This window comes from Solimonas sp. SE-A11 (genome assembly GCF_030345715.1).
Classification (GTDB): Bacteria; Pseudomonadota; Gammaproteobacteria; order Nevskiales; family Nevskiaceae; genus Solimonas_A.
This window is the reverse complement of record NZ_JAUASX010000003.1, coordinates 195,936-212,842: the sequence shown is the minus strand read 5'-3', so window position 1 is coordinate 212,842 and position 16,907 is coordinate 195,936. Positions and strand designations below refer to the sequence as shown.

The window sequence follows — 16,907 nt, the reverse complement described above, 5'->3', positions numbered from 1 at the left end:
ACGAAGAAATCCAACACGTAAAGCTCCGGAATTAGAATGATTCTTGAAAATCGAGCGGCGGATTATGCCACGACCGCCCCGGGATCAGACCCGGTAGTACTCGCGGTACCAGGCCACGAACCGGGCCAACCCCACCTCGATCGGCGTCGAGGGCTCGAACCCCACATCGCGCTTCAGATCGTCCACGTCCGCATAAGTTCGATAGACGTCGCCCGGCGCCATGGGCTTGAAGTTCTTTTTCGCCTCGCGCCCGGTCAGGGTTTCCAGAACCTCGATGAAGTGCATCAGCTTCACCGGTGAGTGGTTGCCGATGTTGTAGAGGCGGTAGGGCGCCGTGCTGTGCCCCAGGACCGGAGGATTGCCGGTCCAGGAGGAGTCGCCGGACGGCACGTGGTCCATGGTGCGGATCACGCCGGTGACGATGTCGTCGATGTAGGTGAAATCCCGCTCCATGTCGCCATGGTTGAAGACGTCGATCGGCTTGCCCTCGAACAGGGCCTTGGTGAACGAGAAATAGGCCATGTCCGGCCGGCCCCAGGGACCGTAGACGGTGAAAAAGCGCAGCCCCGTCATGGGGATGCCGAACAGGTGGCTGTAGGAATGCGCCAGCGCCTCGTTGGACTTCTTGGTGGCGGCGTAGAGGCTCACCGGGTGGTCCACCGTATCCGACACCGAAAACGGCACCTTGGTGTTGGCGCCGTAGACGGAACTGGACGAGGCATAGACCAGGTGCTTCACCGGGTAGTGCCGGCAGCACTCCAGGAGGTTGACGAAGCCGATCAGGTTGCTATCGACGTAGGCCCGCGGATTCTGCAGCGAGTAGCGGACGCCGGCCTGGGCCGCCAGGTTCAGCACCACCTCCGGCCGCCAGTCGGCGAAGACCTTGCGCATGGCCTCCATGTCGGCCAGGTCGGCCTGCACGAAGCGGAAACCCAGGCGCCCTTCGAGCTGTTGCAGGCGCCCCTTTTTAAGCTCAGGGTCGTAGTAGTCGTTGAGGTTGTCGTAGCCCAGGACCTCGTCGCCCCGCTCCAGCAACTGCTGGATGCAATGGAAACCCACGAAGCCGGCGGCGCCGGTGACCAGCACTTTCATTGTTATGGACCTGTTGTCGAAGCAAACGCAGAGGTAATCGCAAATTCTAGCAAGCTCTGATGGCAACTTTTGCAATGGCTGGCCCTTTCGGCTGTGCTAGCCTTTCCGCCCTGAAATTTCCCCCACCCTGCCCCGGACCTTGCCATGGCTACCTATAAGGCCCCCCTGCGCGAAATCAACTTTGTCCTCAACAATGTCCTGAAGGCCGAGCGGCTGTCGCAGCTGCCGGGCCTGGAAGACGCGACCCCGGAGACCCTGGGGGGGCTGATCGAGGAAGCGGCCAAGCTGATCCAGAACGAGCTGGCGCCGCTGAACGCCAAGTCGGACCAGCAGGGCTGCGTCTACGCCAACCACGAAGTGAAGGTGCCGGACGGCTTCAAGGAGTTCTGGAAGTCCTATTCCGAGGCCGGCTGGATCGGCATCATGCAGAGCCAGGAATACGGCGGCGCCGGCCTGCCCTACACGCTGGGCAAGGTGATCGAGGAGATGCTGTGCTCAGCCAACGTGGCCTTCGCGCTCTACCCGGGCCTGACCCAGGGCTGCTTCGAGGCGATTGCCGCCAACGGCACCGACGAGCAGAAGCAGACCTACCTGCCCAAGCTCGCCACCGGCGAGTGGTCCGGCACCATGTGCATGACCGAGCCGCAGGCCGGCTCCGACCTGGCGGCGGTCAAGACCAAGGCCACCCCGCAGGCCGACGGCTCGTACCTTTTGGAAGGCAGCAAGATCTTCATCACCTCCGGCGAGCACGGGATGGTGGACAACATCATCCACTTCACTCTCGCCCGCCTGCCGGACTCGCCCCCGGGCATCAAGGGCCTGTCGACCTTCGTGGTGCCCAAGTTCCTGGTCAATGCCGACGGCTCGCTGGGTGAGCGCAACCCGGTCAAGGCCGTGTCCATCGAGCACAAGATGGGCATCAACGGCTCCTGCACCTGCACCATGAGCTTCGAGAACGCCAAGGGCTGGATGATCGGCGCGCCGAACACCGGCATCCAGAACATGTTCGTGATGATGAACCTGGCGCGCATCATGGTGGGCTACCAGGGCCTGGGCCAGTGCGAGCTGGCCACCCAGAACGCCATCGCCTACGCGCTGGACCGCAAGCAGGGCAAGGCCTTCAACGGCGGCGACGTGATCGCCCACCACCCCGACGTGCGCCGCATGCTGCTGCAGATGAAGGCCGTGACCGAAGGCGCCCGCGTGCTGGCCTACGAGACCGCCCTGCACGTGGACGCCAGCCACCACGCCACCGACCCGGCCGCCCGCGAAGAGGCCCAGGATTGGGTCGAGCTGGCCACCCCGCTGGTCAAGGCCTACTGCACCGACAGCGCCGTGGAGCTGGGCTCCATGGCGATCCAGGTCTACGGCGGCCACGGCTTCATCAAGGAGCACGGCATCGAGCAGATCGTGCGCGACTCCAAGATCCTGTGCCTGTACGAAGGCACCAACGGCATCCAGGCGATGGACCTGGTGCGCCGCAAGTTGATGCTCAACGGCGGCCGCCTGCCCAAGCGCTTCTTCGAAGCCGTGCGCAAGGACCTGGCTGGCGCCCCGGACTTCATCGCCGGCCCGCTCGCCACCGCCATCGACGAACTGGAGAGCACCACCGCCTGGATCCAGCAGTCCTACAAGACCAGCCCGGACGATGGTGCCTTCGGCTGCGTGGACTTCCTGCGTGCCTTCTCGCTGGCCTACCTGGGCTGGAACTGGCTGCGCATGACCCGCGCCGCGGACGCCACCGGCGACAAGCTGTTCGCCGACACCAAGCGCGCCACCGCGCAGTTCTTCGCCGGCCGCATGCTGTCGCAGGTGCCGGCGCTGCTGGCCAATGTGCGCCAGAGCGCGGCGCCGCTGATGGCGTTCGACGTCGCCGGCTTGCAGTGAACCCAAGCGCGGCCTAGGCTGCGCTCCATTCACAGGAACAGGGGATCGACGATGAGTGTGTACGGATTCGAAGCCAAGACCATCGACGGCCAGAGCCAGTCGCTGGACGCCTACCGCGGCAAGGTGCTGCTGATCGTCAACGTGGCCAGCAAGTGCGGCTTCACGCCGCAGTACAAGGGCCTGGAAGAGGTCTACCGCCGCAACAAGGACAAGGGCTTGGCGGTGCTGGGCTTCCCCTGCGACCAGTTCGGCCACCAGGAGCCGGGCGACGAGAACGAGATCAAGAACTTCTGCTCGCTCTCGTATGACGTCAGCTTCCCGCTGTTCGCCAAGATCGACGTCAACGGCGACAACGCCCACCCGCTCTACAAGTACCTGAAGACCGCCTCCCCCGGCATCCTCGGCACCGAGGGCATCAAGTGGAACTTCACCAAGTTCCTGGTCGACAAGAGCGGCAACGTGGTGAAGCGCTACGGCTCGATGGACACGCCGGAGAAGATCGAGAAGGACATCGCGGCGCTGCTCTGAGCCTGCGAACGATTAAAGGCCCCGCAAGGGGCCTTTTTTGTGCCCGGCCGTGAAGATTTATTAAATAAATAATCACATACTTTTTTCGATGAATAAGAAATCAATATCCGAATTCAGTAGCCTTTACTGGCGTCGATCGATGAATTTATAAAAGCCATTTCGCAGAGAATTTAATGCTGTTGTTAAAACATTAATTCATCTCAATTCAATAAAAGAATCCTTTATATTTATCTGCATGAATCGTTAGGTCCAAGTAATTTTAATAGACATAATAATGTCAATTTTTCGGATTTTTTCATTAAAAATTTGAATATTTTCATTATTTGAATAAAATGTGAGTTCATTTGTACCGTCAGACGGCGGTGCGCCATTCCTAGAAAACACTACAGGGAGAATGCGCATGCTTCTTGCCACGGACCTGGACGGCACCTTCCTCGCCGGCACCCCCGAGGATCGACTGCGCCTGTACCAGCTCGTCACCCGCCACCCGGACATCCGGCTGGCCTACGTCACCGGGCGCGGCCTGGACTCGGTCCTGCCACTGCTGGCCGATCCCGCCCTGCCCAAGCCCGACTACATCGTCTGCGACGTGGGCGCCACGGTGGTGGACGGCCACAGCCTGCAGCCGGTCGAGCCGCTGCAGAGCCGCATCGGCGCCCTGTGGCCCGGCGACCAGGTGGTCGCGGCCTCGCTGGAGCATTTCGGCCTGCGGCGCCAGGACGTTCCGCAGGAACGCCGCTGCTCCTACTTCTGCGGCGAGGCCGCGATTACCGATGGCCTGCAGCAAGCCGTGGGCGAGCTCGGCTGCGAACTGCTGTATTCGGCCGACCTGTACCTGGACGTGCTGCCTCGCGGGGTCAACAAGGGCAGCACCCTCATGGGGCTGATCGACCACCTGGGCATCCCGCAGGAGCGCGTGCTGGTCGCTGGGGACACCCTCAACGACCTGTCGATGTTCCAGCAGGGCTTCAAGGGGGTCTGCGTGGGCGATTCGGAGTCTTGGCTGTTGCAGGCTACGCAGGGCAACGCCAGGGTGCTGCACGCCGACTCCAGGGGCTGTGGCGGCATCCTGGAAGCCCTGGAGTACTTCGGCTTCATCGGCAGCGCCGGCATCGACGCCCTCGCCGCCCCGCCTGCGGAGACTGGACGCTCCGACCTGGTGATCGTCTATCACCGCATGCCCTACGACGAGATCGTCGAGGACGGCCAGTTGCGGCGCGTGATGCCCAAATCGCCCAACGGCATCATGCCGACCCTGCTGAGCTTTTTCGCCGACGGGCGCCGCGGGGCCTGGGTAGCCTGGGCCGTCAACGACCCCAAGCGCGGGCCGTTCGAGCCGCAGAGCACCGTCGATCCGCTGCGCTATCCGCGGCTCACCGCCGCCCGGGTGGCGTTGAGCAAGCAGGAAGTGGACATCTTCTACCGCCAGTTCTCCAAGGAGGCGTTCTGGCCAACCCTGCACACCTTCTGGGAACGTGCCCAGTTCCGCGAAGACCACTGGCAGGTATTCCTGAAGATCAACCGGCTCTTCGCCGAACGCACGGCGGCCGAGGCCGCCGAGGGCGCCACGGTCTGGATCCACGACTACAACCTGTGGATGGTGCCGGCCACACTGCGCGAGCTGCGCCCTGACCTGAAGATCGCGTTCTTCCACCATACCTACTTCCCTTCCGCCGACGTCTTCAACGTGATCCCCTGGCGCCGCGCCATCGTCGGCAGCCTGCTCCAATGCGACTACGTGGGCTTCCACATCCCGCGCCAGGTGGAGAACTTCGTCGACGTGGTGCGCGGCGCAGCCCCGGTGCGGGTCATCGAGCGGCGCAGCTGCGCCCCGCGCTTCATCACCTACGGTTGCGCCGTGGGACTGGAGAACTACAGCACCTGCATTGACGTCGGCGACCGACGCATCCGCCTGGGCGCACACCCGGTCGGCACCGACCTGGGCCGCATCGAGCAGGCCCTGTCGCGGGCGCCGGTGCAGAAGCGCATGGCCGAGCTGCGGCAGTCGCTCAATGGGCGTCGCCTGATCCTGTCGGTGGAGCGTCTGGACTACACCAAGGGCACCCTGGAGAAGCTGCAGGCCTTCGAGAAGCTGCTGGAGGAGCATCCGGAACTGCAGGGCAAGGTCACGCTGATCACGGTCTGCGTGCCGGCCGCCAAGGAGATGACGGTCTACCGCAACCTGCAGCACAGCATCGAGCAGGCAGTTGGGCGCATCAACGGCCACTACTCGCGCGTGGGCTGGACACCGGTGCAGTTCTTCTTCCGCGCCCTGCCCTTCGACGACGTGGTGGCCTACTACGCCATGGCGGACCTGATGTGGATCACGCCGCTGCGCGACGGCCTGAACCTGGTGGCGAAGGAGTACATCGCCACGCAAGGCCTGAGCAAGGGCCGCGGTGTGCTGGTGCTGTCCGAGTTCGCCGGCGCCGCGGCGGAACTCAAGGGCGCCATCCTGACCAATCCGCACGACGTGATGGACCTGAAGAACGCCTGCTACCTGGGTCTCAACATGGGCCGTGCCGAAGCTGGCGCGCGCATGCGCCAGCTCTTCGACATCGTCAGCCACTACGACGTGCGTCGCTGGGGCGACGATTTCCTTGCCGCCACCCACGCGAAGTCCCCGCAGCCCGCGCGCAAGCCGGCAGCACGCAGCATCAAAGGCTAAGCCAGGCACGGCATCGGAACCCCGGCGGCTCGCCAAGGTCTGAACAGGCCTGCATCGCTTGCCACGCCCTCGCATGATGAAGCGCCTGTTGCCGATCTCGTCGCTGCTGTTCGGGGTTGCCCTGCTGCTGGCTGGCAACGGCCTGTTCGGCACGCTGCTGGGCGTGCGCAGCGCCGCCGAAGGCTGGTCGGGCCGCACCATCGGCCTGATGATGTCGGCTTACTTCGCTGGCTTCCTGCTCGGCACCTTCGTCAATCCGCGCATCATCACGCGCGTCGGACACATCCGCGCGTTCGCGATCTTCGCCGCGCTGGCCTCCAGCGCAGCCCTGCTGCAGGGCCTGCTGGTGCATCCGCTGGCCTGGCTGCTGCTGCGCCTGCTGACCGGCATCTGCCTGGTCGGCCTGTACATGGTCGTGGAAAGCTGGCTCAACGCGCAGGCCGAACCGTCCACGCGCGGCCAGGTATTCGCCGGCTACATGGCCGTCAACTTCGGCGGCCTGGCCGCCGGCCAGACGCTGCTGGCGCTATACCCGGTACAAGGCTTCGAACTGTTTGGCGTGGCGGCGATGCTGCTGTCGCTATCGCTGGTGCCGGTGGCACTGACCTCGGTGGCACAGCCCACCGTCACGCAGGCTCCGCACCTGAGCCTGCGGGCGCTCTACACACTCGCGCCCGTGGGCATCGCCGGTGCCGTGGGCTCGGGGCTGGCACTCAGCGCGTTCTGGGGCATGGGTCCGGCGGCCGCCCAGCAACTGGGTTTCCAGGGCAGTGGCGTCGCCGCCTTCATGAGCGCCGCGATCCTGGGCGGTGCGCTACTGCAATTGCCCATCGGCCGCTGGTCGGACCGCGGCGGAGATCGCCGACGCGTCCTGTTCCTTCTGACCCTGGCCTCCGCCGCCACGGCGCTGGGCCTGTTCCTGCTGCCGCTGGAGCGCTCGCTACTACTGCTGGGCGGCATGTTCCTGTTCGGCGGCCTGGCCTTTGCGATCTATCCGGTCAGCATCGCGCTGACCAACGACCGCCTGCGCCCCGAGGACCTGTTGCGCGGCGCCGGCAGCCTGTTGCTGCTGCATGGCGCGGGCGCGGTGCTGGGACCCTTCCTGGCCGGCCTACTCATGGAATGGCTGGGGCCGACCGCACTGATGCTGCACTTCGCCTTGATGCTGGGCCTGCTGGCCACCTATGCAGCCTGGCGCCTGTGGATCTCGCCGCAGGGGCCCGAGGCCCATACGCCCTTCCAGCCGATGGTGCGCACCACGCCAGCGGCCCTGGAACTAATTGCACCGACGACCGAAGACACTACGCCAGAAGCAGGGCCGGCTGCCTAGAGACGGCCGGCCTTGAAGGTGTCGCAGGCGTTGGGGTCGCCCGACTCGAAACCGGCGCGGAACCAGCGCACGCGCTGCTCCGAGGTGCCGTGGCTGAACGCGTCGGGCACCACGTGGCCCTGCGACTGCTTCTGCAGGCGGTCGTCGCCGATCGCGGTGGCGGTGTTCAGGGCCTCCTCGACGTCGCCACTCTCCAGCCATTGCAGCTTCTTTTCCGAACGGTTGGCCCAGACGCCGGCGAGGCAGTCCGCCTGCAGTTCCTGGCGCACCAGCAGGCCGCCATCACCCTGCACGTTCTGGCCGCGGCGGCGCGCCTCGTTGACCTTGGCACTGACGCCGAGCAGCGTCTGCACGTGATGGCCCACCTCGTGGGCGATGACATAGGCATAGGCGAAGTCGCCGCCGCCGCCCAGGCGCTGCTGCATGTCCCGGAAGAAGGACATGTCCAGGTAGACCTGATGGTCGCCCGGGCAGTAGAACGGGCCGGAGGCGGAGGTGGCGCTGCCGCAGGCGGAATCCACGCCGCCGGAGAACAGGATCAGCCTGGGCTGCTCGTACTGGAGCCCGGACTGCTGGAAGATTTCGCCCCAGACCGCCTCGGTCTCGCCCAGGATGGCGCGCACGAAGTCGGCGCCCTCGTCATTGGCGGGTGGCGGCACACCCTGCTGCTGCGCCGGTGGGCTCATGCCCTCGGTCACCTGCGAAACCAGGCCCAACATCTCCAGCGGGTTCTTGCCCAGCAGCAGGCTCAGCACCACGACGATGGCGATGCCGCCGAGGCCGAGCTTGCCGCCACCTCCCCCGCCGCCGAAGCCGCGACGGCCGGAGCCGCGCACGTCCACCACGTTGTCGCTACGCTGACCGCCGCGCCATTTCATGCACCGATCCCTCCGAGGCCTGCCGCGATCCTCCATCGCGGGCGACGCCAGCGCAAGGGTCGGCTCAGGCCGGCCTCAGCACCTGGCCCAGCACCGCGTCCAGCAACCTTGCGCGCGGCTTCCAGGGGTACTCGGGGATCGTGACCAGCGAGTGACAGAGTCCCAGCAGCGAGCACAGCAGCGCCTCGCCCAGCAGTTGCGGATCGCCCGGATGGGCACTGCCTTCCGCCTGCGCGGCTTCCACCAGCCGGCGGAACAGGTCGAAGCGCTCCAGGATCGCCGAGGTTTCGACGTACAACTGCTCGCCAGGCTCGGCCTGGTCCTGGTTGAGGTAGACCATGCGGTAGCGCTCGGGCTGGTCGCACCAGTAGTCGATATAGGCCAGGCAGGCACGGCGCAGGCGCTGCGCCGCCGTGCCACGCCGCGCGGCGGACTCGATGCCGGCGAACAGTTCGACGAAGAAGTCCTCCCAGATGTAGCGCAGGATGTCGTTCTTGCTGCGGAAATAGCCGTACAGGCCCATGGTGCTGCAGCCGGCCACGGCGGCGATGCGGCGCATGCTCACCGCCTCGAAACCTTCGCTGGCGAACAGGCCGCGCGCGGCCTCGATGACGCGCTGACGCACCGCCTGCTCCAGATCGACGCTGCGGCGCGGCCGCCCGCGCGCAGCGCCCGCTTCCGCCTCGCCGCCCTCGCCGCCCTTGCCGGTTTGACTCGCCATGGCCCTCGGCCTTATTTTTCGTACACGTACAATAAATAAGGGGCGGGTGGATGAGCAAGGGGACTCTCGCAGTCGCGGCGGGCCTGGCTGCCACCCTGCTGGCCGGCTGTGGCCAAAGCAGCACGCCGGTCGCGACACCGGTGACGCCACCCACCTTCGAACGCCCGACGCTGGCCGAATGCGCGGCGCTGCGGCCGGCGCGCTGGCAAGCCGCCACCGGTACGGCGCAGGCCGGCGCGCGGCTGCGCGCGGTGGCCCTGCAGTACAAGCAGGAGATCCGCCACGTCGGCGACTACGCCGCCTTCCGCCGCAAGATGCGCTGCCTGATGGAGGAGCACGTAGTGCCGGTGATGCGCCCCGGCCTGCCGACCCTGGTGGTGTTCAACGAGGACGCGGGGCTGATGACCATCGCAACCGGCTCGCGCGGCGCACTGGTGCGCGCGCAGGCGCAGACGCCGCTGCGTGCGCCCACTGGCGACGCCCTGCCGCTGGGCATCCTCGGCGCGCTGGGCCTGCTCAATACCGCCTATCTGCCGCAGGTGCTGGCCTACCAGCTGCGCTTCCCGCTCACCGATCCGCGCAAGCAGGTGTTCCTGGCGGCCACCGACACCTTCGCCCGCGCCTTCTCTCAGACCTTCTCCGACATCGCGCGCGACTACGGCGTCTACGTGGTGGCCTCCAACAACCAGGCGCCCTACCGTGCCTCGCGCGATCCGCTGGAGATCGCGCTGTTCAAGGACCCTGACCTCGCGGACGTGGACGAGGTCTACGTGGCCACCAGCAACCACGTCGCCAACGTCACCTTCCTATGGGGCCCGCGCGACTTGCACCCGGATGCCCCGCGCGGCGAGACCAACCTGCTGTTCGCCAACCAGAAGGTGCCGCTGACCGACATCGAGCTCAACGTGCTGGGCCTGGACGAAGGCCCGGCCACGGGCGAGGCTGGCCTGGCCAACGCGGCGGGCGTGGAGGTGGAGGGCTTCCGCCTGGGTTTCGCCACGTCCCTGCCCGCCTTCCAGTGGGGCTACGAGTTCGGCCGGCGCCCGGCGGGCTTCGAGCCCTGCGCCGATATCCCCGCCAGCTATATGCCTTGCATGGACGCGCTGGGCGTGGACGTGGTGATCCAGGCCGAGGCCAACCCCGGGCGCTGGGCCGCCCACTACGCTGGCGGCTGGCAGCCGCTGGAGTGGATGAACAGCACCTGGCGCACCGTGGCGGAGCCCACGGTGGGCTTCCGCTACAACATCACCGCGCACCTGGTCGGCAATCTGCTGGACCTGGCCTTCGACGGCCAGAGCGCGATCACCGAGCGTGCGGCGCAGGCACCGCTACGCCACTACGTCGGCAATCTCGAATTCGAACCCGGTGTCGACGTGGACTGGTACCAGGCATTCCAGGGCGGAAAGCCCGAGTTCCTGGAGCTGGCCCCCTGGGTCACAGCCGACGCGCCGCGCACGGCACTGCTGGCCACCGGCGCGCAACTCGCACCCGGCAGCGGCGACGCGTTGGAAAACGATTACCTCGAAACCGCCGTGTGGGCCGACCTCACACGCTGAACCCAACCGCTTATCCAGGACCCCCCATGGAAGACATCAAGGATCTTGCCCGTCGCCGCCTGCTCACCGGTGCCGCGGCACTCGGCGCCGGCGCACTGATCCCGGGCTGCGGCAACAGCAGCCCGGTGGGCAGCGCCCAGGCCGCGGCGCCCGGCGGCCCACAGGGCCGCTACCAGGCCGAGATCGCCATCGTCGGCGCCGGGTTGGCCGGGCTGTCGGCGGCGCGGCAACTGGTGGCCGCCGGCCGCAAGGTGCTGGTGGTGGAGGCGCGCGACCGCGTGGGCGGCCGCACGCTGAACCGCGCCGTCACCGCGCCGGGCGCTCAACCCGGCACGGTGGTGGAAGTGGGCGGCCAGTGGGTGGGCCCGACGCAGGATCGCGTGCTGGCGATGATCCAGGAACTGGGCCTGTCGACCTTCAAGACCTTCAACACCGGCAAGCTGGTGGATTTCCGCGGCGGCCGGCGCTCCGAGTATGCCGGACGCATCCCGCCCGGCGCCTTCCTGGGCGCGGTGGAGGCCCAGGTGGCGATCATGCGGCTCAACAGCATGGCGGCCGACGTGCCACTGGACAAACCCTGGACCGCGCCGAAGGCCGCGGAATGGGACAGCGAGACCTTCCAGAGCTGGATCGACGGCAACCTGTTCAGCGACAACGGCCGCGCCCTGCTGCAACTGGCCATCGAGTCGGTGTTCTCGGCGCAGCCGCGCGACCTGTCGCTGCTCGGCGTGCTGTTCTACATCCGCTCCGCCGGCAGCCTGGAAAACCTGATAAACACCGAGGGCGGCGCGCAGGACTCGCGCATCGTCGGTGGCTCGCAGCGCATCGCGCTGGGCATGGCGGAGGCCCTGGGCAGCGACCGCATCCTGCTCAATGCGCCGGTGCTGCGCATCGAGCATGGCGACCAAGGCGTAACCCTGCGCGGCGATGGCTTCGAGGTTAAGGCGCAGCGCGCCATCGTGGCGATCCCGCCGACACTGGCCGGGCGCATCCGCTACGCGCCGGCACTGGATGGCCTGCGCGACCAGCTGACGCAGCGCCTGCCGATGGGCACGGTGATCAAGGTGCAGTGCGTCTATCCCAAGCCCTTCTGGCGCGAGGCCGGCCTCAACGGCCAGGCCACCAGCGACGTGGGGCCGGTGAAGCTGACCTTCGACAACTCGCCGCCGGACGGCCACATCGGCGTCATGATGGGATTCATCGAGGGCTCCGACGGCCGCGCCGTACTGCGCCAGACACCCGAGCAGCGCCGCCAGGGCACCATCGAAAGTTTCGTGCGCTACTTCGGCGAGCAGGCGCGCAATCCGCTGCAGTACATCGAGCAGAACTGGGCATCGGAGGAGTGGACCCGCGGCTGCTACGCCGGCATCTTCCCGCCGGGCGTGTGGCTGGACTACGGCGAAGCGCTGCGCGCGCCGATCGGCCGCCTGCACTGGGCAGGCACGGAAACCGCCGAGCTGTGGAACGGGTATTTCGATGGCGCAATCCGCTCGGGCGAGCGGGCGGCGACGGAGGTGGTCGCGGCGCGGGCTTAGCACATCCCTGCGGGGACCGCGTGGGCAACGCTTGCGTTGCCCGCGCGGGGAAACGGCACTACGCCAAGAAATTCCGCCAGTTGCCCTGCCCGGCATAGCCGCCCGGGAAAACCTGCTCGAGGTCGGCCAGGCTCACGCCCAAGCGCTTGGCCAGGATTTCGCCCAGCACGGCGCGGAAGTCGGTAGTGGGCTCGAGGTCTTCGTTCTGGAACAGGGCCTGCGGCGACAGGCCCGGCCACTGGCCGTGGACGCGGCCGCCGATCACGCCGCCACCCATCACCAGCATCGACGAGGCGGTGCCGTGGTCGGTGCCGCCGAAGTTCTCGCGGGCCTTGCGGCCGAATTCGGTCATGGTGACGACGGTGACCTTGTCCATCAGGTTGCCGAGATCGTTGTGGAAGGCGACCAGAGCGTTGGCGAAGTTGGGCAGCGAGACGGCGTGGCGCGAGGCCTGGGTCACGTGGGTGTCCCAGTCGTCCTCGGAATTCACCGTGACCACGCGCGGCGACATGCCGGCGCGGATCGCCTGCGCGGCGACTCGCAGGCCACCGCCGAGTGCGGTGTTGGGATAGGTGACGGTGGGAGCCGGCGGCGGCGTCTCGGTAAGCGCGCGCATGCCCTGCGCCAGGTTGCGCGTGGTGTCACCCGGAGGGCCGGCGAGCTCGGCCACGGCTTCGATCAGGGCGGTGACGGCGATGCCCATGGTGGAGCCGTGGTCCAGGTCGGCGAAGTCACGCACGGCGATGGCGCCCGGGTAGCCCTGCAGGCTCGCCGGGATGGAGTTCTCGGCGGCGATGGCGGACCAGATGTTGTCGGTGGCCGGCGTGCGCAGCATGGTGCGGCCGAGCCAGCCGCCGGTGACGCCGGCGCGCGCGCCGGCCTCGGCCAGGGTCTGGGCGTAGAAGTGCGAGCGGTCGCGCGAGTCCAGCGGAATCCAGCCGGTGGCGGTGACGAAGCCCAGGCGGCCGGCGTCGTAGATCGGCTTGAGCGCATTCAGGCCCGGGTTGAGGCCGAAGAAGCTGTCCAGCACCACCGGGTTGGTGACCTTGAGGTTGGGACGCAGGACGGCGTAGTCCGGGTCTCCGTAGGGCACCAGCATGTTGATCCAGTCGGCGGCGAAGCGCTGGAACACCACGACCAGGGTGTGATCGTTGACGGACTTGCTGGCGACCGTGCTGCGCGCGGCGGCGGCCGGAGCAGCGGCGGGCGCGGCCGTGGTGGCGGGAGCTGCGGCCGGCTTGGCGGTGGGCAGCAGGTTGCTGAGGGTGGTACGCAGGTTGAGCGACATGGGAATTACCTCAGCAGGAACCACGGCGAAGCCAGCAGGGCGAAGACCAGGCCCTTGACGCGACGCTCCAGCGTCGCGGGGTCCATCACCGCATCGGGCGAGGCCTCCTGGGCGACGAAGGAGATCGCCAGGGCGCGCACCGAAGCCGGCAGCGGCTGGAACAGCAGGTTGGCGATGGCGTTGTCCACGGCCTCGCGCGGGGTCTTGGCGCGGGTGACGTTGCCGGCCACGGACTGCCCTCCCTGCAGCAGGATCAGCGGGCGCGCCAGGATGTAGCTGTAGCTGACGCCCTCCACCAGCTTCACTAGGTACTTCTGTTGGTAGAGCATGCTGTTGGTGTTGCCCCAGTAGTCGGCCGTGTCCGGATAGCCGTTGGGCGCGGCCCACATGAAGGGTGCGTGGCCGGCCTTGTTCAGGGCGGTGAACAGCAGGCCCGCCGGATTGGCGACGGGAATGCCGAACATGTCGGTGCCGGCCAGGTGATCCACGCGGTTGATGCCGCAGGCGCGCAGCGCGCCGATCATGGCGTCCTGCGGGCGCTTGAGCTTGGCGCCGGTGCTGGCGGCGAACTCCGCGGAGTTCAGGATCTGACGCAGCATCGCCTTGATGTCGCCGCCGGTGCTGGTGAAGGTAGCGGCCACGGCGTTGACCAGCAAGGCCGGCGGGTTGTCGGAGACGAAGCGGCGGCACAGCTTGCCGGCGATGTGCTTCGCGGTGGCCGGGTGATCCAGGATCAGGTCCAGGGCGCGGTCGATCTCGGCCTGGCCGCCGCCGGCCGGGAAGTTCTGGCCGAGGAAGGTCTTCTGGCTGGTGTCGTGCTGGGTGGCGTTGAACTGCACGGTGCCGTAGAGCGCGACGCTCAGCGGCAGGTCGCTGATGTAGCCCAGGCCGCTGAGGATGCGCGCCAGGGCCTTCATGTCGGCCTCGGTGTAGTTGCCCTTGCCCATGGTGTGGAGCTCCAGCAGCTCACGGGCGTAGTTCTCGTTGATCTGGCCTTTGCGGTTCAGCCAGTTGTCGAGGTAGTGCAGCATGTCGGCGCTGCGCACCGTCTTCTTCAGCAGCGTCTTGAAGTTGCCCATCGCATTGGGCCGGATCGCCGCGCGATCGAAGTCGATCTTCAGCGGTACCGGGTTCTTGCGGATGTAGGTGTTGAAGTGGTCGTTCCAGAAATCGACCATCACCTCGAACAGCTGCGCGCTGGAGAACAGCGCCTTGTAGATTGCGGCGCTCTGCAGGTCCAGGATGTGTCCTTCCGGATTGCCGCCGGTGAGCGAGGTCAGGTAGATGCCGGCGCCGGCGGTGTCGATGCGCGGATACAGCGCCGCGGCGAGCAGGCCGGTGGGAAGGTCGCGCGCCGTGAGCTGCTCTTCAATGTAGGCGGCGCGGCCGATCTTGCGTACGCGGGCCAGCGCCGTGTCGGTGGGGCCGAAGCTGATGCGGCGCAGCAGGTGCAGGTCCTGGTCGGTGCCGGCGACCTGGGCCGGCGTCATGGCATTGGCTTGTTGCCAGAAGCCGCCCAGCAATCCGGCGGCCGAGGTGTACCCCGCCGCCTCGAGGAAGGCGCGGCGATTCATCGTGAGCATTCTTTTGACTCCCTGCGCCTTGGCGAGCCTGGATTGGCTGCCGGATCGCGCCCCATGGATAGCCTAGCCACACCCTGGCCAGGCCGATGTCGGATTTTGACTAGTGTCCGTGAACGAAAGGCGAGCGCCATTGCGTACTCAGGCATTGGCATTTCCGACACTTTCGCTGACGTCAAGAAATCGACGTCACTTGCGACAGTATGCGGAAAAGCACTACATCGCAAGTCATTGATTAAATATTACTTAATAAAATGACTATCGGGTCAATAGAAAAGTTGTGCGTTGCAACATACTGACCGTTTTGTTAGTCTTGTTGCACTGCAACAACCAGCCTTGAAGGAGGCACAGCATGAAGACCCGACTGAAGATTGCCGCGGTGCTCACCGCACTGCTGGCAGCTCCCCTGACCCAGGCCGGCGACCAAGCCCAGGCGATCGATCACGACCTGACCCAGGCCGCCCGCACGTCCGCCCTGGAGGCGAGGATCCAGCAGCAGATGTCGCTGATCGACCTGGCCCTGGCCGGCTCGATGAGCGGCTTCAGCCTGCCGCCGGCCGCCACCACCGGCGCGCTGGCGATCGCGGCCCGCTAGGGGCTACTCCGCGGCCGGCTGGGATTCCACGGGAGCCCCGGCTTCGCCGGCCGCGGTCTTGGAGGGCGCGCCCTCCGGCGAGGCCAGGAACTCCGCGGAGAAGACAGCAAAGCGGTTCTGCTCGATCGCCTGGCGCATGCGCCGCGCCAGCTCCTGGTAGTAGTGCAGGTTGTGAATGGTGTTGAGCTGCCCGCCCAGCATCTCCTCGCATTTGTCGAGGTGATGCAGGTAGGCACGGGTGTAGTGGCGGCAGGTGTAGCAGCCGCACTTCGGGTCCAGCGGCCCCTGGTCTGCCCGGTGCTTGGCGTTGCGGATCTTGATCACGCCTTCGCTGGTGAACAGATGCCCGTTGCGCGCGTTGCGGGTGGGCATCACGCAGTCGAACATGTCGATGCCCCGCCCCACGGCCTGCACGAGGTCGCGCGGCGTGCCGACGCCCATCAGGTAATGCGGGTGACCGGCCGGCAGCGACGGGCCGATGGCGTCCAGCACCGAAAGCCGCTCCGCCTCGGTCTCCCCCACCGACAGTCCACCCAGGGCGTAGCCGTCGAAGCCGATCTCCAGCAGGCGCTGCAGCGACTCGCGCCGCAGTTCCGCCGACATGCCGCCCTGCACGATACCGAACAGCGCGTTGGGGTTGTCGCCATGGGCGGTCTTGCAGCGCAGGCCCCAGCGGGCCGACAGCTCCATGCTGGCGCGGACCTGCTTCTCGGTGGCGGGGTGCGGCGTGCACTCGTCGAACTGCATGACGATGTCGGAGTTCAGCGCGTGCTGGACCTCGATGGAGCGCTCCGGCGTCAGGAAGATACGGTCACCATTTACCGGTGACTGGAACTTCACGCCCTCCTCGGTGATCTTGCGCAGGCCGGACAGGCTCCAGACCTGGAAGCCGCCGGAGTCGGTCAGGATCGGGCCGTTCCAGTTCATGAAGCCGTGCAGGCCGCCGTGGGCACGGATGATCTCCGCCCCCGGGCGCAGCATCAGGTGGAAGGTGTTGCCCAGGATGATCTGGGCACCGATGCCGCGCAGGTCCTCCGGCGTCATCGCCTTGACCGTGCCGTAGGTGCCCACCGGCATGAACACCGGCGTCTCCACGGTGCCGTGCTGCAGCTGCAGGCGACCGCGGCGGGCCTGGCCGTCGGTGTGAAGCAGTTCGAATTTCATCCGCCCATTATCGCCGAGTAGCGGCCCGCCCATAGGGAAACCGCGGCGCGGCGTGGTAGTTTTAGGGGCATAACAAGACCATACC

13 protein-coding genes are annotated in these 16,907 nt (G+C 66.8%); 7 read left to right on the top strand and 6 right to left on the bottom strand.

Annotated elements, in window-relative coordinates; translation table 11 throughout:
* Positions 1-84: 84 nt before the first annotated feature.
* Complete coding sequence (locus QT386_RS05920) at positions 85-1,092, bottom strand: NAD-dependent epimerase (RefSeq protein ID WP_289272822.1); 1,008 nt, start codon at positions 1,090-1,092, stop codon at positions 85-87.
* Between the two features lie 144 nt (positions 1,093-1,236).
* Here QT386_RS05920 and QT386_RS05915 point away from each other — a divergent pair, with 144 nt between their 5' ends.
* From QT386_RS05915 to QT386_RS05900, 4 genes are all read left to right on the top strand, one after another.
* Positions 1,237-2,979: an acyl-CoA dehydrogenase family protein gene (locus QT386_RS05915; RefSeq protein ID WP_289272821.1), complete on the top strand. Its 1,743-nt coding sequence runs from the start codon at positions 1,237-1,239 to the stop codon at positions 2,977-2,979.
* A gap of 51 nt (positions 2,980-3,030) precedes the next feature.
* Entirely contained in the window at positions 3,031-3,507 is a 477-nt protein-coding gene (locus QT386_RS05910; RefSeq protein ID WP_289272820.1) for a glutathione peroxidase, read from the top strand.
* Between the two features lie 400 nt (positions 3,508-3,907).
* Positions 3,908-6,175 carry a glucosylglycerol-phosphate synthase gene (gene ggpS / locus QT386_RS05905; protein ID WP_289272819.1) on the top strand — a complete coding sequence of 756 codons (2,268 nt, stop codon included), beginning with the start codon at positions 3,908-3,910 and terminating at the stop codon, positions 6,173-6,175.
* 73 nt (positions 6,176-6,248) lie between these two features.
* Positions 6,249-7,505, top strand: a complete 1,257-nt coding sequence (locus QT386_RS05900) for an MFS transporter (RefSeq protein WP_289272818.1) — start codon at positions 6,249-6,251, stop codon at positions 7,503-7,505.
* On the opposite strand, the gene QT386_RS05895 is transcribed toward QT386_RS05900, so the two are convergent.
* Complete coding sequence (locus QT386_RS05895; RefSeq protein WP_289272817.1) at positions 7,502-8,383, bottom strand: neutral zinc metallopeptidase; 882 nt, start codon at positions 8,381-8,383, stop codon at positions 7,502-7,504. The genes QT386_RS05900 and QT386_RS05895 overlap by 4 nt on opposite strands.
* 64 nt (positions 8,384-8,447) lie before the next feature.
* Positions 8,448-9,104 (bottom strand): TetR/AcrR family transcriptional regulator, encoded by a 657-nt coding sequence (locus QT386_RS05890; RefSeq protein WP_289272816.1) that lies wholly within the window; start codon positions 9,102-9,104, stop codon positions 8,448-8,450.
* Between the two features lie 50 nt (positions 9,105-9,154).
* Between QT386_RS05890 and QT386_RS05885 the strand changes: the two genes are divergently transcribed.
* A complete protein-coding gene (locus QT386_RS05885; RefSeq protein ID WP_289272815.1) occupies positions 9,155-10,660 on the top strand; it encodes a hypothetical protein in 1,506 nt (501 codons plus the stop codon).
* A gap of 26 nt (positions 10,661-10,686) precedes the next feature.
* Entirely contained in the window at positions 10,687-12,195 is a 1,509-nt protein-coding gene (locus QT386_RS05880) for a flavin monoamine oxidase family protein (RefSeq protein ID WP_289272814.1), read from the top strand.
* Positions 12,196-12,253: 58 nt separating this feature from the next.
* Here the strand turns inward: QT386_RS05880 and QT386_RS05875 are convergent, their stop codons facing one another.
* Both QT386_RS05875 and QT386_RS05870 read right to left on the bottom strand, forming a co-directional pair.
* Positions 12,254-13,483 carry a DUF1501 domain-containing protein gene (locus tag QT386_RS05875; RefSeq protein WP_289272813.1) on the bottom strand — a complete coding sequence of 410 codons (1,230 nt, stop codon included), beginning with the start codon at positions 13,481-13,483 and terminating at the stop codon, positions 12,254-12,256.
* Positions 13,484-13,488: 5 nt separating this feature from the next.
* Positions 13,489-15,066 (bottom strand): DUF1800 domain-containing protein, encoded by a 1,578-nt coding sequence (locus QT386_RS05870; protein ID WP_289272812.1) that lies wholly within the window; start codon positions 15,064-15,066, stop codon positions 13,489-13,491.
* Between the two features lie 349 nt (positions 15,067-15,415).
* On the opposite strand from QT386_RS05870, the gene QT386_RS05865 reads away from it, so the two are divergent.
* Positions 15,416-15,658: a hypothetical protein gene (locus QT386_RS05865; protein ID WP_289272811.1), complete on the top strand. Its 243-nt coding sequence runs from the start codon at positions 15,416-15,418 to the stop codon at positions 15,656-15,658.
* Between the two features lie 3 nt (positions 15,659-15,661).
* Here the strand turns inward: QT386_RS05865 and tgt are convergent, their stop codons facing one another.
* On the bottom strand, positions 15,662-16,822 hold the full coding sequence (gene tgt, locus QT386_RS05860; protein ID WP_289272810.1) for a tRNA guanosine(34) transglycosylase Tgt: 1,161 nt from the start codon (positions 16,820-16,822) through the stop codon (positions 15,662-15,664).
* Positions 16,823-16,907 lie beyond the last annotated feature (85 nt).

What these genes read in the sequence shown, in the direction of transcription:
- QT386_RS05920 (WP_289272822.1), bottom strand. Translation starts at nt 1,092, where the DNA reads ATGAAAGTGCTGGTCACCGGCGCCGCCGGCTTCGTGGGTTTCCATTGC.
- QT386_RS05915 (WP_289272821.1), top strand. Translation starts at nt 1,237, where the DNA reads ATGGCTACCTATAAGGCCCCCCTGCGCGAAATCAACTTTGTCCTCAAC.
- QT386_RS05910 (WP_289272820.1), top strand. Translation starts at nt 3,031, where the DNA reads ATGAGTGTGTACGGATTCGAAGCCAAGACCATCGACGGCCAGAGCCAG.
- ggpS (WP_289272819.1), top strand. Translation starts at nt 3,908, where the DNA reads ATGCTTCTTGCCACGGACCTGGACGGCACCTTCCTCGCCGGCACCCCC.
- QT386_RS05900 (WP_289272818.1), top strand. Translation starts at nt 6,249, where the DNA reads ATGATGAAGCGCCTGTTGCCGATCTCGTCGCTGCTGTTCGGGGTTGCC.
- QT386_RS05895 (WP_289272817.1), bottom strand. Translation starts at nt 8,383, where the DNA reads ATGAAATGGCGCGGCGGTCAGCGTAGCGACAACGTGGTGGACGTGCGC.
- QT386_RS05890 (WP_289272816.1), bottom strand. Translation starts at nt 9,104, where the DNA reads ATGGCGAGTCAAACCGGCAAGGGCGGCGAGGGCGGCGAGGCGGAAGCG.
- QT386_RS05885 (WP_289272815.1), top strand. Translation starts at nt 9,155, where the DNA reads ATGAGCAAGGGGACTCTCGCAGTCGCGGCGGGCCTGGCTGCCACCCTG.
- QT386_RS05880 (WP_289272814.1), top strand. Translation starts at nt 10,687, where the DNA reads ATGGAAGACATCAAGGATCTTGCCCGTCGCCGCCTGCTCACCGGTGCC.
- QT386_RS05875 (WP_289272813.1), bottom strand. Translation starts at nt 13,483, where the DNA reads ATGTCGCTCAACCTGCGTACCACCCTCAGCAACCTGCTGCCCACCGCC.
- QT386_RS05870 (WP_289272812.1), bottom strand. Translation starts at nt 15,066, where the DNA reads ATGCTCACGATGAATCGCCGCGCCTTCCTCGAGGCGGCGGGGTACACC.
- QT386_RS05865 (WP_289272811.1), top strand. Translation starts at nt 15,416, where the DNA reads ATGAAGACCCGACTGAAGATTGCCGCGGTGCTCACCGCACTGCTGGCA.
- tgt (WP_289272810.1), bottom strand. Translation starts at nt 16,822, where the DNA reads ATGAAATTCGAACTGCTTCACACCGACGGCCAGGCCCGCCGCGGTCGC.